Origin of the sequence: Rhizobium sp. GR12, from assembly GCF_036596185.1 — a bacterium.
Taxonomy (GTDB): domain Bacteria; phylum Pseudomonadota; class Alphaproteobacteria; order Rhizobiales; family Rhizobiaceae; genus Agrobacterium; species Agrobacterium nepotum.
This window is the reverse complement of record NZ_JASXTH010000020.1, coordinates 23,085-36,707: the sequence shown is the minus strand read 5'-3', so window position 1 is coordinate 36,707 and position 13,623 is coordinate 23,085. Positions and strand designations below refer to the sequence as shown.

Below are 13,623 nucleotides of genomic sequence, written 5' to 3'. Positions count from 1 at the left end.
CGCCCGAAATACGCTATTGACCGCCCTGAAAGGCAGCACCATGGCGCGTCATATAGATATCGAAAACGAGCGGGAAACCGCCTTGCAAGCGGCCGCAGAGGAGCTTTCCCGCGGCCAGCCCATCGCCCTGCCCACCGAAACCGTCTACGGCCTTGCTGCCGACGCCACCGATCCGGCGGCTATCACCCGTATTTACGAAACCAAAGGCCGTCCGCAGTTCAATCCGCTGATCTGCCATATGGCCGATACCGCCATGGCCGAGCGTTATGCCACTTTCGATCCCGTGTCGCGGAAGCTTGCGGAAGCCTTCTGGCCCGGCCCGCTGACGCTGGTTTTGCCGCTGAAACCGGCAAGCGGCATCCACTCGCTCGCGACAGCGGGGCTCGACACCGTCGGCATCCGCGTGCCTCAGGGTTTTGCCGGTGATCTGATCCGCCGGTTCGGCAAGCCGCTGGCCGCCCCCAGCGCCAACAGTTCCGGCAAGATCAGCCCGACGAGTGCCGCCCATGTCGAGGCTGATCTCGGTCAGAGGATCAACCTCATTCTCGATGGTGGTGCTGCATCCGTCGGCGTTGAATCCACCATCGTCAAGGTGGAGGAGGACGGGCGCGTGCGGTTGCTTCGGCCCGGCGGCATCGTCACCGAGGAGATCGAGCGCATAGCCAGCACGCGGCTGGAGAGGCTGGAAAAGGCATCCGCCGCCATCGAGGCGCCCGGAATGCTCGCCTCGCATTATGCGCCCGGCGCCACTGTCCGCCTTGACGCCACATCCGTTTCTCCCGGCGAGGCGCTGATCCGGTTCGGCGGCATCGCCGTTGCTGGCGAAGAGGCGGCCCGCGCCGTTCTCGACCTCAGCCCTTCCGGCAACCTCGCCGAGGCAGCCGCCAATCTGTTCGATTACCTGAAAGCCGCCGATGCGAGCGGTGCTGCGTCAATCGCGATCACAACCATTCCCGCCCATGGTCTCGGAGAGGCGATCAACGACCGCCTTTCCCGCGCCGCCGCGCCGAGAGGCTGACGGCACTCCACCATTTCGCCCACCGTTTCAAATGACAGCGAGACACCCATGACCATTGCCGCCGCCACTTCCGATACCCTCGACCGCTTCACCGCCATCGTCGGCGAGAAGAACGCGGTGCGCGACGCTGCGGAAATGGCGCCACGTCTCGTCGAAAATCGCGGGCTTTATCGTGGCGCCTCGCCGCTGCTCATCAAGCCCGGCACGGTCGAGGAGGTTGCAGCCATCCTGAAGCTTGCGAGCGAGACCGGCACGCCCATCGTGCCGCAGACCGGCAATACCGGCCTTGTGGGCGGCCAGACGCCGCGTGCCGACGGAACCGACATCATCCTCTCGCTCGAACGCATGAACCGCATCCGCGATATCGATCCGGTCGCCAATACCATCGTGGCGGATGCCGGCTGCATTCTCGACGATATTCACAAGGCTGCATCGACCGTGGAGCGGATGTTCCCACTCTCGCTCGGCTCGCAAGGGTCCTGCCGTATCGGCGGCAACCTCGCCACCAATGCCGGCGGCACCGCCGTTCTGGCTTACGGCAATATGCGCCAGCTATGCCTCGGGCTGGAAGTGGTGCTGCCGACCGGCGAAATCTGGAACGGGCTGCGCCGGCTGAAAAAGGACAATACCGGCTACGACCTGCGCGATCTCTTCATCGGCTCGGAGGGCACGCTCGGCGTCATCACCGGCGCGGTGCTGAAGCTTTTCCCCGTGCCGCTCGGACACCAGGTGGCTTTTGCGGGGCTTGGCTCCACTGAGGACGCGCTGAAACTGCTCGAAATGGCCTCGAACCTTTGCGGCACGGCACTGACCGGCTTCGAACTGATGCCGCGCATCGGTGTCGAATTCACCGCGAAACATATTCCCGGCGTGCGCGATCCACTGGAAAAGCCGCATGACTGGTATGCGCTCATCGATATTTCCACCTCCGATTCGGAAGAGACGGCCGAAACGATGATGCAATCTTTGCTGGAGCGCGGTTTTGAGGCCGGGCTGGTCGAGGATGCGGTGATCGCCGCATCGGAGGCGCAGCGGCAGGCGCTCTGGCACATGCGCGAAAGCATGTCCGATGCGCAGAAACCGGAAGGCGGGTCGATCAAGCACGATGTTTCCGTTCCGGTGTCAAAAATACCGGAATTCATGGCCACGGCGGAAAAGGCTGTTCTCGCGGCCATTCCGGGCGCCCGCATCTGCGCCTTCGGTCATCTCGGCGACGGCAACATCCATTACAATATTTCCCAGCCTGTTGGTGCGGACAAAGCCGAATTCATCGGCCGTTGGCGGGATATGAACGAGATCGTGCACGGCATTGTGCTGTCGCTCGGCGGCTCGATTTCGGCCGAACACGGCATCGGCCAGCTAAAGCGCGACGAACTGGCCGCCATCCGGCCCGGTATCGAAATGGAATTGATGCGGCGGATCAAACACGCCTTCGACCCTGCCGGCATCATGAACCCCGGCAAAGTGCTCGCCGCCCGTTAGGCTGGCGGCATCGTCATCGTGACAGGTTAATTGGAAGGCCGGGCCGTCCAGGCCGGAACCAGTTCCGCATTCAGGCGGCGCGGTTTTTGCGCGTGCACGAGTTGCGTCAGGCCCATGCCGGATTTGGCGATCGCCACCGCATGTTTCTTCGGCATCAGGTAACCGCACTCCAGGGGAGGCTGACGGCGCACTATACGGCTGAAAAACGGCCGCTTGTGATAACGGGAAGGCGAGAAACGTGCGGGCTCTGCACACACCGCCACATATTCCAATATTTCCTCGATCCAGCCGCTCTGTGGACGGGCGCCGGGTTCGACCAGCAGGATCCAGTGTCCGCGCGCCGAACGTATGACATCCTCAATGTCCCACTGCACATAAAAACGGCAGCCAGCGGCGTCGGCGACGCGCGACGACCCATCGCGCGAACCGTGATCGAGGATCACCACATCGCTTACAAGCCCTTCCACGGCCCCGGTTACAAGCGCAGACAGCGTGTGCGCCAGTTCCGGTTCCTGATCCCGGCATTCCATTATGACTGTCAACATATGCATAGCTCTAACGCATCGCACAATAAATTGCCACTCCGCCCGTTGCGAGATAATTCACGATTTTTGTTCTTGTAATGTTCTCATTCCTGCTGTAGGAATTTAATCATTCGAAGAGGCGATGAAACGCCGGTTCGAACGGAAACGGTTTAGGGCGTTGAACGTGTCTTGAGAGGCGCGCGGCGCCCTGGGAGCATCCAGATGAGAGACCATACGCTTTCGGGGCAGGCTGCCTTCCAGCCGAGCCATACGCCTGACATTGCCAATGCGCTGGCCGATGCCTCGGGCCTGCGGATCGAGATCGACCGCCGTCGCGGGCGTGGTGCCGGAATTAATCCGGGCGGACGCTTCGAGGCGCTGCAGCGTGAGGTTTTCGACGATGGCTGGCAAACCCTGGAGGAGCTGCCTGAGTTCCGCACCGAGGTGCAGGTGGAAAAGCCGCGCAGCATCATCAGCAGCAACGAATCGCCCGACATTCCGTTCGACCGTTCCATCAATCCCTATCGCGGCTGTGAGCATGGCTGCATCTATTGTTTCGCCCGTCCTACGCACAGCTATATGGGGCTTTCGGCGGGGCTGGATTTCGAGGCGAAGCTGTTTGCCAAACCGGATGCGGCCAAATTGCTGGAAAGGGAGCTTTCGAAACCGGGCTACAAGCCGCGCGTGATCGCCATCGGCACCAATACCGACCCCTACCAGCCGATCGAACGCGAATGGCGCATCATGCGGCAGATACTGGAAGTTCTGGCAAAGGCCGACCACCCCGTCGCCATCGTCACCAAATCGGCCCTGATCCGACGCGATATCGACATTCTGGCGCCCATGGCCAAAAAGGGGCTCGCCAAGGTGGCTATTTCCGTGACGACGCTGGATCGCAAGCTGGCACGCAGCATGGAACCGCGCGCCGCCACGCCAGACAAACGCCTGGAAGCCATCAAGACACTGACCGATGCCGGCATTCCCGTTGCGGTGATGATGGCGCCTGTCATTCCCGCGCTCAACGATCATGAGATCGAACGGGTTCTGGAGGCCGGCAAGGCCGCCGGTGCCAGCGAGGCTTCTTATGTACTGCTGCGCCTGCCGCTGGAGGTCAGCCCGCTCTTCCGCGACTGGCTGCTGCGCAACTACCCGGACCGCTACCGGCACGTCATGTCGCTGGTCCGCTCCATGCGCGACGGCAAGGATTACGACGCAGAATTCGGAAAACGCATGAAGGGTGCGGGTCCCTATGCCTGGCAGATCGGCAGGCGTTTCGAAATGACGACAAAACGGCTTGGCCTCATCCGCCGCGGCATTCACCTGCGCGACGATCTCTTCGTGCCGCCTGGTGGCGCAGGGGTGCAATTGTCGCTGCTTTGAAAATATCGCCCCGCTTGTTCGATCGAGGGCGCGGCACCACGCGCGCAGCCGATAACGAGCGGTGCTGACCAATAAAGAGTGGCGGCCCTGTCCTCTCGATAGGGCCATGCTTTTGACGAAATGCCCGGCGGGTTTTCCCTGGCCCGCCGGACATCACCCCCCGGAACCCGCCGCCTCGCGTGCGATCGTTTTTCCTCCGCCGCCCCGTTGGAGGATCAAAGGTCATGACGACCTAAGGGGCACGGTCGGCCACGCCCCTTGACCGGCCGGCCGCGCCCGTCATCGCCCGCTTCCGGGGGCTTGCAGGAGATCGGGTGTGTGTGCGAGTTTCTGCCGCATGAAACGCAGCACCGCACCCGATTCTCCTGCCCTCTTTGATCTTGCCGATACCGGCCCGGATTTCTCCTTCGAACTGGAAGCGAAAAAGAAGGGCCTCTGGCCCGTGGCCGGCACGGATGAGGCTGGCCGGGGTCCGCTTGCGGGACCGGTCGTTGCGGCGGCGGTCATTCTCGATCCCGACAATATTCCAAAGGGCCTCGACGATTCCAAGAAGCTGACCAAGCTGAAACGCGAAAGCCTGTTTCTGCAGATCATGGAAACGTCGATCGTTTCCGTCGCCTCCTCTGGCCCCGGCCTGATCGACACCATGAATATTCTGCGCGCCAGCCTCGACGCCATGCGCCGCGCCGTGCTTGGTCTCGAAACCTCCCCCGCCCTCGTGCTCGCCGACGGACGCGACAAGCCGCCCGGTATCGCCTGCGAGGCCAAGGCCGTCATCAAGGGCGATTCCCGCTCCCTCTCCATCGCCGCCGCCTCGATCATCGCCAAGGTGACGCGCGACCGGATGATGGAGCGGGCGAGCACAGTGCATACACGCTACGGCTTCGAAGGCCATGTCGGCTACGGCACACCGGCGCATCTACGCGCCATCGAAAGCGAAGGCCCCTGCCCGCTGCACAGGATGAGCTTTCGGCCGCTGAAGCGGGATTGATTGCGGCGAGGCAATGGAGGTCCGGCCATAACTTCCGTTATTGGCCCATAGCGGTCGTTGACACTGCCAAATCCGTTAAGTAGCTCCAACTTCGGCGTGGGTAGCGACGAGCGTTCCCGAGCAGTTTCTGGGAAAGATCGGATTGTCGTAAATTAGGGCTTCCGTGATGCTGCAAAAGGTGGGGTGGCGCGCGATTTCCATTCCGTAGCAAGAACGGCATAGATGTACTCGTCTCCCCAAACGTCTCTGAAGCGATCATTCTGGATCAAATGCGCTTCTCGACGCAATCCCAGGCGCTCCACCACACCGACCGAACCCGCGTTTGCCGCATCCAGTCGCGCGAAAATTCGGTGAAATCCGAACGAGGAGAAGCCTGCGTCGATCATCGCCGCAACCGCTTCCGTCGCATATCCATTTCCGGCGAAGGCGGGATTGAAAATGTATCCAACCTCTCCTTGCATCGCATCCAAGCTCGCCAGCTTCAACAGGACTTCACCGATCAGCGCCTTGTCATTCTCCCGCTCGACGGCCAATCGATAGGTGTCGCTGTCACGCTCGAATGGTGCGTCCAGTATCTTCAAAAATTGCTCTTGCAAGTCATCTCCTATCGGAGGTGCGGCATATAGATAACGATAAACCTCTTGCAGAGAATGGTAGGCTGCATAGTCGGGAAAATCACCTATCCTGAATTCACGCAGGATAAGGCGGTCTGTCGAGAGCGGTGCGTCTAGTCTTTGAAATTGCATCAAGTATCCAATCTGATGGCTTGCCCCACCGCCGAAAGCTCGATGAAAGCGACCGTTTTGCATGGTCTCTAAATAGGTCGTTTTCCGCTGCGAACAATGACCGCAATTCGCTCAATACGAGCGCTGGGAACGCCCGACATTCATCCTCCAACTAGCCTGAGTGCGGCCATGTCACCGCTGCTCAGTGCTGCCAGATTGGCTTCGATTTTATCTATCGGCCAGTCCCACCAAGCGAGATGAAGCAGCTCGCTGATGACTTCGCTGGAATAACGCATTCGGATAATAGATGCCGGATTTCCTCCGACAACTGCATAGGGCGGTACGTCCCGGGCAACGACCGAAGCGGCAGCGACAATAGCGCCCGAACCTATGTGGACACCCGGCATAATTGCCGCGTTCTGGCCGATCCATACGTCGTGATTTACAACCGTGTCCTTAAAAGGCAGGTCTTTGTAACCAAAGGTCTCGGGTTTGAAGATACGAAACGGATAGGTGGTGAAGCCAGTCATCGGATGGTTTGCAGAGCTGGTAATGAAGTAGCTTCCTCTCGCAATCTGGACAAACTTGCCGATCACTAGCCGTTCGCGAACGCCGTGACCGAGATAAGGTGCCAAAGTCACGGCTGTGTCTTCGGGCTTTCCAGAATGCGTGTAGTAGCTGAAATCCCCGATCTCCATGCGCGGATGATCTATGACATTCTTCAGATACACCGTGTCCCTATATACAGTCCCATCGGGCAAGGTGATCGGATATATGGCATTTGCGTCGAGAAGAGCCATGGAGAACCTTTTCAAGCATACTGTTAGCCAGCCGCACCGAAGCAGCATCCCGTTGATATACGCGGGTGACTTTGTGGCAACGAGGCTAGTGTCTCCGAGCTGGGAAATCCATCATGGGCCGGGTATCACCCCAATGAATAATTTTGATGTCTAAACCTCTGGGGTCGGAGGCTTCCGCGTTCCCACTCTGCAATCGACGCGATTGAATTGAAAACACTATAACCAAAGGGGTGCCAGTCCCCACCCCCGGCACCGCATCTCTAATCAGCTTCATCAACTCAAACAAAAAACCCCTCGCGGCTTTCGCCGGAGGGGTTTTGAATAGTCCGATGATGAGCTTAGTTCAGCTTCGACTTCACTTCGCCGATGGTGTTGGCGAAAAGTTTGGCTTTTGCGGCAGCGGTGGTCTTTTCGGCAATGAGCTTCTCGGAAGCTGCAATGGCGATATCCACGGCTGCGGCGCGAACGGCGCCGATGGCGTCTTCTTCGGCCTGCTTGATCTTCTGTTCCGACAAGGCCGTGCGGCGGACGACGAATTCTTCCGTCTTCTGCTTGGCTTCGGCCGTAAACGCGGCGGCTTCACGCTCGGCAGCAGCAACGATGCCGGCTGCTTCCGCTTCGGCTTCCTTACGCTTGCGCTGATATTCGGCCAACAGGTGCTGGGCCTCTTCACGCAGGCGCTTGGCTTCGGCCAACTCGTCCTGAATGTTCTGCGCGCGCTCGTCCAGAGACTTGGAGAGCATGCCCGGAACCTTGAGATAGGCGATCAGGACAAAGAAAAGGATAAGGCCGACGAGAGCGAAAAATGATGCATCAAACGCCATATCAGGCTCCCTTCACAGTCGAAGCGGCGGCAATGGCGGCCTTGACGTCGGTATCCTTGACCTTGGCGCCGACCAGCTGGTCAACGATCGCGGTCGCGGTTTCCTCGGCGATCGCGCCGACATCGGCAAATGCCTGTTCCTTGACGTCCGCAATGCGCTTTTCGGCGGCGGCAAGCTTTTCAGCAAGTCCTGCCTCGATCGCAGCGCGGTCGGCATCGGCTTTCGCCTTGGCGGCGTCACGTGCCGCGGAGCCTATCGAGCTTGCCTTGGCGCGGGCTGCCGCGAGTTCTTTTTCATAGGTTTCGACGGCTGCGTCGGCTTCGGTTTTCAGCCGTGCCGCTTCGTCGAGATCCTGTGCGATGCGTCCATGACGGTTTTCGAGAATGCCGCCGACGCGAGGAACGATGACCTTCTGCATAAGCAGATAGAAAAGGCCGAACGTAATCGCCAGCCACAGGACCTGCGATGCATAAGTAGACTGGTCGAACGGCGGGAAAACGCCGGAAGCACCGTGTTCAGCGCCGTGCGCTACACCGGTTTCCGTGTGCGTGGCTTCCGGCTGCGGCTGGCCGACGGCCGGAGTTTCCGTATGCGTTTCACCTACGGTCGGTGCTGACTGGGCATAAGCCTCGGTCACGAACATGCTCACCTCCAGGGGGACTGCAAATGCGAAGGATCACGGCACGCTGTTGCGCGAGCCGTGATCCAGACCTGATGCTGGTATTAGACAGCGAACAGGAGAAGAAGAGCAACGAGCAGCGAGAAGATGCCCAGAGCTTCCGTAACGGCGAAGCCGAATACCAGACGGCCGAACTGGCTGTCGGCAGCAGAGGGGTTGCGCAGTGCGCCGGAGAGGTAATCACCGAAGATACGGCCGAGTGCGAGGGACGTACCAGCCATGCCGAGGCATGCGAGACCTGCGCCGATGTACTTTGCTGCTTCCGCTTCCATGTGAGACTCCTTGAGATATAGGTTGTTGCGGCTATTTTTTGGCGCCCGTTACCGGGGCCAGCGACTTTACTTCTCAGTGACCACCATGCACGGCGTCGTTCAGGTACATGCAAGTCAGTACCGCGAACACATAAGCCTGCAGGAAGGCAACGAGAAATTCGAGAGCGGTCATTGCGACCGTCATGATGAGAGGCAGGACAGCACCGCCGATACCGAGCGCGCCGAGCGCACCCATGGAGGCGACGAAGCCTGCGAAAACCTTGAGCGTGATGTGGCCGGCCAGCATGTTCGCGAAGAGACGAACGGAAAGGCTGATCGGGCGCGACAGGAACGAAATCATTTCAATTGACGCGACAAGCGGCAAAAGCGCCTTCGGCACACCCGAAGGGGCGAAGATGCCGAAGAAATGCAGGCCGTGCTTGTAGAAGCCATAAACGATGACCGTGCCGATGACGAGGCAGGCAAGCGCGAAGGTGACGATGATCTGGCTGGTGACCGTAAAGAAATACGGGAACATGCCGAGAAGGTTCGCCGTCAGCACGAACATGAACAGCGAAAAGACGAACGGGAAGAACACCATGCCCTTCTTGCCGGCGCCTTCGCGCAGCATGGAAGCGATGAATTCATAGGACATTTCGGCAACGGACTGCATGCGGGTCGGGATCAGACCGCGGCTCGACGTTGCGAAATAAAGGAAACCGGAAGCGGCGGCCACGGTCGCGACCATGAAAAGCGACGCATTGGTGAAGGAAAAATCGACGCCGCCAATTTCGATCGGAATGATCGGCTGCACCAAGAACTGATGGGTCGGATCGTTTGCCACCGGCTGCCCTCTTTACCTGTCGCCGCGCCCGCGCGGCATCTCAACTGCAAGAAAAAACAGCTTAAACGCCGCTTTTTCCACCCTCGTCTCGTTTGTCCGCCTTCTCCAGCAGCGGCGGCTTGGCCACCGCGCCCGTGGAGCGCAACACATTCAATACGCCTGCGCAGAAACCGAGAAGGAGAAGAACGATCATCCCCCACGGCGTCGTGCCGACAAAATAGTCCAGAAGATAACCCAGCATAGCGCCGACCACGATGGCCGAAATGAACTCCGATGAGAGCTTCACCGCCATCGCAAAACCTTTCCGGTTTTCCGCAGCGTTGGTCTCCGCCCTCACTTCCGCCTCATCCTCCGCCTTCACCTTTGCCAACTCTTCGGCAAGGCGCTTGCGACGCTCGTCCAGACTATCGTCACGGTTGCCAGTCATCCTAGAATCCCACCCATTTTCTCCGTTCCAGCCATGCCAGAACCCTTTGGAGTTGTAAACGGTGACGGATTAAGCCTGTTCCAGCCCGCTCTGAAGTCGCGCGCAACATAGTTTTAGGGGCTTCGCTAGTCAAGGCACTGGCGCAGCTTGTTTCGATACAAATTTATCGTTGAAAAACAATCGCTTGATGCCAAATCGCGGTTTGGCGGCGATGTTTCGCGAGGGAATCGGCATTTTTGACACGCAAATTGCGACAAATTGGCGGTGGTATCAGCTCCAGCCGCCACCATAGGTTCGATAAAAGACGTGCAAGCCTATCCTGCCGACCTTCTTCATGGATTTTCCCCAGGCAGGACGAACATAGACGGCATGATAATGAGTCGCCGAACCGACTTCCTTCAGCCAGATCTTGCCGGCGGTGGTGGCCAAGGCCACTTCGCGCGCCATTTTCCAATGGCGTTCGGAATTCACCCGGTCCTTTATATTGTCGCAAGCGAAGGAAAACTGGCAGCGGTTGCGCCAGTCCTTGTTCTGGTAGACCACACCGCAGATGGTTTTCGGATAGGTGGGGTTGCGCACGCGGTTGAGAATGACCTGCGCCACCGCCGCCTGTCCCTTGACCGATTCTCCGCGCGCCTCGAAATAAATGCCGGATGCGAGGCATTGCTGTTCGGCTGCGGAAAAGACCTCGGCCGGCAGCGGGGTGGCCGCCCAGGCATGGTCTTCCTCGCTGATCTGCGGCACGAAACGCCCGGTCTCCGGCTTTTTCAGAATGGCGTCGAACGGCGATTCACGGGCGAAATCCGGTGCGGCCGGCGCATAAGCCGTGGCGAGAATGTCCGGGGTACGGTTGGTCACGAGTTCCGCCAGCATCGGTGAAACGCTCCTATCCGCCTTCTTTTCCTCACGGCGGAAATAGAAGGAGGCGAGTTCCACATCGCTGCCGCGTTTCGGCTTGACGAAAGCCGTGCGATCTTTGCGCTTCAGCGGCTCTATATCCAGCATGCTGGTGCGCTGCAGAACGGAACCGGCGGTGAAGGCCTTCGGCGGCTGCATGATTTCGGTTGCGACAATACGGCCTTTTTTGGCGGCGCGGTTGACGCGCTCGCTATCGGGCGTCGTCTCTTCACCTTTCTTGTTGGTGACGAAGGCCACCTTGCGGCCGTCAGGCAGGGTCATGCCGCTGCCATGCAGCGCCGCCTCGCCTTCCGCATCATTAAAAGTGAGCGAGGCATTATGTACGGAGCCCGCCGGAGATGCTGTCAGCACCATGCGCCATTGCTCGCCGCCATTGTCCAGCCCGGCCAGAAGCGAGGCGAGATCCGCACGCGCGGAGATGGAGGGAAAGACGAGCCAGGCGGCAAGGCCGAAGACGACGGGCGAGGCCCATTTCGCACTCCATACCTTAAAGGACGCGGAGGACCGACGACGCATTACACTTTTCGAACGCAAAACCAGCACTCCGAACACCGACAACCATATTTGCTACAGGTGTTCGAGAATCTCTTATTAACCTTGATGCTTGGTTAACGCCGCGCGGGGGCGCGGCTTCACGTTAATGTGTAAGGACATGCTAAAGCGCGTTGCGTGGCATAGGTCACATCATTTACGGCTTCCCGACACCGTCATTCCAGCGTTGAGCCGGAATCCAGCCGACACGCGTCTGCACGGCGGGAAGAGTCTTTTCAGCCCAAAGACTTGGGCTGGCTGGATTCCGGCTCAAGGCCGGAATGACGGCGGTGGACTTATCAGACGACGACGTGAGACCCGAGTTCCACCACGCGGTTGGCCGGAAGGCGGAAGTAATCCGACGGATCGGCGGCGGTTTCGGCAAGCGCGATGAACAGGCGGTTCTGCCAGCCCGGCATGCCCGATTTCGGATCCGGCACCAGCTTGCGGCGGCCGAGATAGAACGAAGTGGACATGATGTCGAACTTGTAACCCGTGCGCCTGAGATAGCCGAGCGCCTGGGTGACGTTCTGCGTTTCCATGAAGCCGAAATGCAGTTCGACCACGGCAAAACGATCGCTCAGCTTCGTCAGTGTGTAACGATTTTCGGGACGGACGCGCGGCTGGTCTTCCGTGCGGATCGTCAGGATCACGTTCTTGTCGTGCAGGACGTGGTTGTGCTTGAGATTATGCAGCAACGCCGCCGGTGCGGCCTCCGGGTCGCCGGTCAGGAAAATCGCAGTGCCGGGCACACGCACCGGCGCATGGGCGCTTTCCTTTTCCACCGATGCGACGAAAGCCTTCAACGGCACATCGCTGCGGCGGGTCTTGGCGAAAAGGATTCTCGAGCCGCGCTGCCAGGTGGTCATGATGATGGTGAAGGCGATTGCCAGCAGCACCGGCACGTAACCGCCATCATGTATCTTGAGCAGGTTCGCACCGAGGAAAATCAGTTCCAGCAGCAAAAGCGGCGCGAGCACGGCAATCGCCAGCCAGACGGACCATTGCCAGCGTTTGCGGACGAATTCGAAGAACATCAGGCTGGTGACGACCATCGCGCCGGTGACGGAAATGCCATAGGCCGTGGCCAGCGCGTCCGAACTCTTGAAGGTGATCACCAGGGCCACGACGCCGAACAGCAGGATGGTGTTGACGGCGGGAAGATAGATCTGCCCCGTATTGGTTTCCGAGGTGAAGAGGATTTCCATGCGCGGCAGATAGCCGAGATGGATCGCCTGGCGCACGAGCGAAAACGCACCTGTTATGACCGCCTGGCTGGCGATGATGGTGGCGGCGGTCGCCAGAATGACCGCCGGCAGGATCGCCCATTGCGGGAACATCAGATAGAACGGATTGGACATCGCCGCCGGGTCTTTCAGCACCAGCGCGCCCTGCCCAAGATAGTTCAGCGTCAATGCCGGGAACACCAGACAGAACCACGCCCACTGGATGGGACGGCGGCCGAAATGCCCGAGATCGGCATAAAGCGCTTCGGCACCGGTGATCGTCAGGAAAACCGCGCCGAGCACGATAAAGCCGTGAAACCCTTCATCGATCAGAAATTCCACCGCGTGCCAGGGGTTGAAGGCGAAGAGGATGCCGAAATCATCGGCGATATGAATGAGGCCAGCCAGCCCCATGATGATGAACCAGACGGCCGTGATCGGTCCGAAGAATTTCGCCACCGTTCCCGTGCCGTGCGACTGGATGGCGAACAGGCCGATAAGAATGCAGACGGATATCGGGATAATAAAGTCGTCCATCGCCGGCGTGACCAGCTTCAGGCCTTCCACTGCCGACAGCACGGAAAGCGCCGGCGTGATCATCGCATCGCCGAGGAACAGCGCCGCGCCGATGAGGCCGAGTACGATGAGAACGCCGCGATGGGTGCCCGCCGTCTTCATCAGCAGCGCCAGAAGCGAAAGCGTGCCGCCTTCTCCGTCATTGTCGGCGCGCAGCAGAAGCGTGATGTATTTGAACGTCACGATGATCGTCAAAGACCAGATCATCAGGGAGGTGAGGCCGATGACCTCGTCCCTCGTCACGCCGTCATAAGCGATCGGTCGCAGGGCTTCGCGGAAGGCATATAGCGGACTGGTGCCGATATCGCCGTAAACGACGCCGATGGAACCGAGGATCGCGGCGTAGAGCCCCTTGTTCTGGTGCTTGTCGTCCGCATCCGGTTTCTCGGCAACGTCCTTGTCTACGATCTGAGACATGATGATCCTG

The 13,623-nt window shown here is 59.6% G+C and carries 14 protein-coding genes; 4 read left to right on the top strand and 10 right to left on the bottom strand.

The features are described 5' to 3' along the window. Nucleotides 1–40: 40 nt before the first annotated feature. Together QSK43_RS25210 and QSK43_RS25205 are read left to right on the top strand one after the other, a co-directional pair. A complete protein-coding gene (locus QSK43_RS25210; protein WP_332305763.1) occupies nt 41–1,018 on the top strand; it encodes an L-threonylcarbamoyladenylate synthase in 978 nt (325 codons plus the stop codon). A 48-nt stretch (nt 1,019–1,066) separates the two neighbouring features. Then, the gene (locus tag QSK43_RS25205) at nt 1,067–2,500 is read left to right on the top strand and encodes an FAD-binding oxidoreductase (protein WP_332305762.1); all 1,434 of its coding nucleotides are present in this window, start codon (nt 1,067–1,069) and stop codon (nt 2,498–2,500) included. A 26-nt stretch (nt 2,501–2,526) separates the two neighbouring features. On the opposite strand, the gene QSK43_RS25200 is transcribed toward QSK43_RS25205, so the two are convergent. Beyond that, complete coding sequence (locus tag QSK43_RS25200; RefSeq protein ID WP_045021161.1) at nt 2,527–3,045, bottom strand: glycosyl transferase; 519 nt, start codon at nt 3,043–3,045, stop codon at nt 2,527–2,529. A gap of 201 nt (nt 3,046–3,246) precedes the next feature. On the opposite strand from QSK43_RS25200, the gene QSK43_RS25195 reads away from it, so the two are divergent. Both QSK43_RS25195 and QSK43_RS25190 read left to right on the top strand, forming a co-directional pair. Beyond that, nucleotides 3,247–4,404 carry a PA0069 family radical SAM protein gene (locus QSK43_RS25195; protein WP_332305761.1) on the top strand — a complete coding sequence of 386 codons (1,158 nt, stop codon included), beginning with the start codon at nt 3,247–3,249 and terminating at the stop codon, nt 4,402–4,404. A 337-nt stretch (nt 4,405–4,741) separates the two neighbouring features. Then, complete coding sequence (locus tag QSK43_RS25190) at nt 4,742–5,395, top strand: ribonuclease HII (RefSeq protein ID WP_332305760.1); 654 nt, start codon at nt 4,742–4,744, stop codon at nt 5,393–5,395. A 152-nt stretch (nt 5,396–5,547) separates the two neighbouring features. Here the strand turns inward: QSK43_RS25190 and QSK43_RS25185 are convergent, their stop codons facing one another. The 9 genes from QSK43_RS25185 to QSK43_RS25145 all read right to left on the bottom strand — a co-directional run bounded on the left by QSK43_RS25185 (nt 5,548) and on the right by QSK43_RS25145 (nt 13,613). Next, nucleotides 5,548–6,141, bottom strand: a complete 594-nt coding sequence (locus QSK43_RS25185) for a GNAT family N-acetyltransferase (protein WP_045021159.1) — start codon at nt 6,139–6,141, stop codon at nt 5,548–5,550. Nucleotides 6,142–6,281: 140 nt separating this feature from the next. Beyond that, nucleotides 6,282–6,920: a CatB-related O-acetyltransferase gene (locus QSK43_RS25180; RefSeq protein ID WP_332305759.1), complete on the bottom strand. Its 639-nt coding sequence runs from the start codon at nt 6,918–6,920 to the stop codon at nt 6,282–6,284. Between the two features lie 338 nt (nt 6,921–7,258). Beyond that, the gene (locus tag QSK43_RS25175; protein WP_045020918.1) at nt 7,259–7,744 is read right to left on the bottom strand and encodes a F0F1 ATP synthase subunit B; all 486 of its coding nucleotides are present in this window, start codon (nt 7,742–7,744) and stop codon (nt 7,259–7,261) included. Between the two features lies 1 nt (nt 7,745). Further along, on the bottom strand, nt 7,746–8,387 hold the full coding sequence (locus QSK43_RS25170; RefSeq protein WP_332305758.1) for a F0F1 ATP synthase subunit B: 642 nt from the start codon (nt 8,385–8,387) through the stop codon (nt 7,746–7,748). An 80-nt stretch (nt 8,388–8,467) separates the two neighbouring features. After that, nucleotides 8,468–8,695 (bottom strand): F0F1 ATP synthase subunit C, encoded by a 228-nt coding sequence (locus QSK43_RS25165; protein WP_003494147.1) that lies wholly within the window; start codon nt 8,693–8,695, stop codon nt 8,468–8,470. A 73-nt stretch (nt 8,696–8,768) separates the two neighbouring features. After that, a complete protein-coding gene (locus tag QSK43_RS25160) occupies nt 8,769–9,518 on the bottom strand; it encodes a F0F1 ATP synthase subunit A (protein WP_332305757.1) in 750 nt (249 codons plus the stop codon). A gap of 61 nt (nt 9,519–9,579) precedes the next feature. Next, nucleotides 9,580–9,945, bottom strand: a complete 366-nt coding sequence (locus QSK43_RS25155; RefSeq protein WP_332305756.1) for an AtpZ/AtpI family protein — start codon at nt 9,943–9,945, stop codon at nt 9,580–9,582. Nucleotides 9,946–10,215: 270 nt separating this feature from the next. Further along, on the bottom strand, nt 10,216–11,379 hold the full coding sequence (locus QSK43_RS25150) for a cell wall hydrolase (RefSeq protein WP_332305755.1): 1,164 nt from the start codon (nt 11,377–11,379) through the stop codon (nt 10,216–10,218). Between the two features lie 314 nt (nt 11,380–11,693). After that, nucleotides 11,694–13,613 (bottom strand): potassium transporter Kup, encoded by a 1,920-nt coding sequence (locus QSK43_RS25145; RefSeq protein WP_045020905.1) that lies wholly within the window; start codon nt 13,611–13,613, stop codon nt 11,694–11,696. Nucleotides 13,614–13,623 lie beyond the last annotated feature (10 nt).

Bases quoted from the DNA above. Each gene is read 5' to 3' on its own strand.
- QSK43_RS25210 (WP_332305763.1), top strand. From the start codon at position 41: ATGGCGCGTCATATAGATATCGAAAACGAGCGGGAAACCGCCTTGCAA.
- QSK43_RS25205 (WP_332305762.1), top strand. From the start codon at position 1,067: ATGACCATTGCCGCCGCCACTTCCGATACCCTCGACCGCTTCACCGCC.
- QSK43_RS25200 (WP_045021161.1), bottom strand. From the start codon at position 3,045: ATGTTGACAGTCATAATGGAATGCCGGGATCAGGAACCGGAACTGGCG.
- QSK43_RS25195 (WP_332305761.1), top strand. From the start codon at position 3,247: ATGAGAGACCATACGCTTTCGGGGCAGGCTGCCTTCCAGCCGAGCCAT.
- QSK43_RS25190 (WP_332305760.1), top strand. From the start codon at position 4,742: ATGAAACGCAGCACCGCACCCGATTCTCCTGCCCTCTTTGATCTTGCC.
- QSK43_RS25185 (WP_045021159.1), bottom strand. From the start codon at position 6,141: ATGCAATTTCAAAGACTAGACGCACCGCTCTCGACAGACCGCCTTATC.
- QSK43_RS25180 (WP_332305759.1), bottom strand. From the start codon at position 6,920: ATGGCTCTTCTCGACGCAAATGCCATATATCCGATCACCTTGCCCGAT.
- QSK43_RS25175 (WP_045020918.1), bottom strand. From the start codon at position 7,744: ATGGCGTTTGATGCATCATTTTTCGCTCTCGTCGGCCTTATCCTTTTC.
- QSK43_RS25170 (WP_332305758.1), bottom strand. From the start codon at position 8,387: ATGTTCGTGACCGAGGCTTATGCCCAGTCAGCACCGACCGTAGGTGAA.
- QSK43_RS25165 (WP_003494147.1), bottom strand. From the start codon at position 8,695: ATGGAAGCGGAAGCAGCAAAGTACATCGGCGCAGGTCTCGCATGCCTC.
- QSK43_RS25155 (WP_332305756.1), bottom strand. From the start codon at position 9,945: ATGACTGGCAACCGTGACGATAGTCTGGACGAGCGTCGCAAGCGCCTT.
- QSK43_RS25150 (WP_332305755.1), bottom strand. From the start codon at position 11,379: ATGCGTCGTCGGTCCTCCGCGTCCTTTAAGGTATGGAGTGCGAAATGG.
- QSK43_RS25145 (WP_045020905.1), bottom strand. From the start codon at position 13,613: ATGTCTCAGATCGTAGACAAGGACGTTGCCGAGAAACCGGATGCGGAC.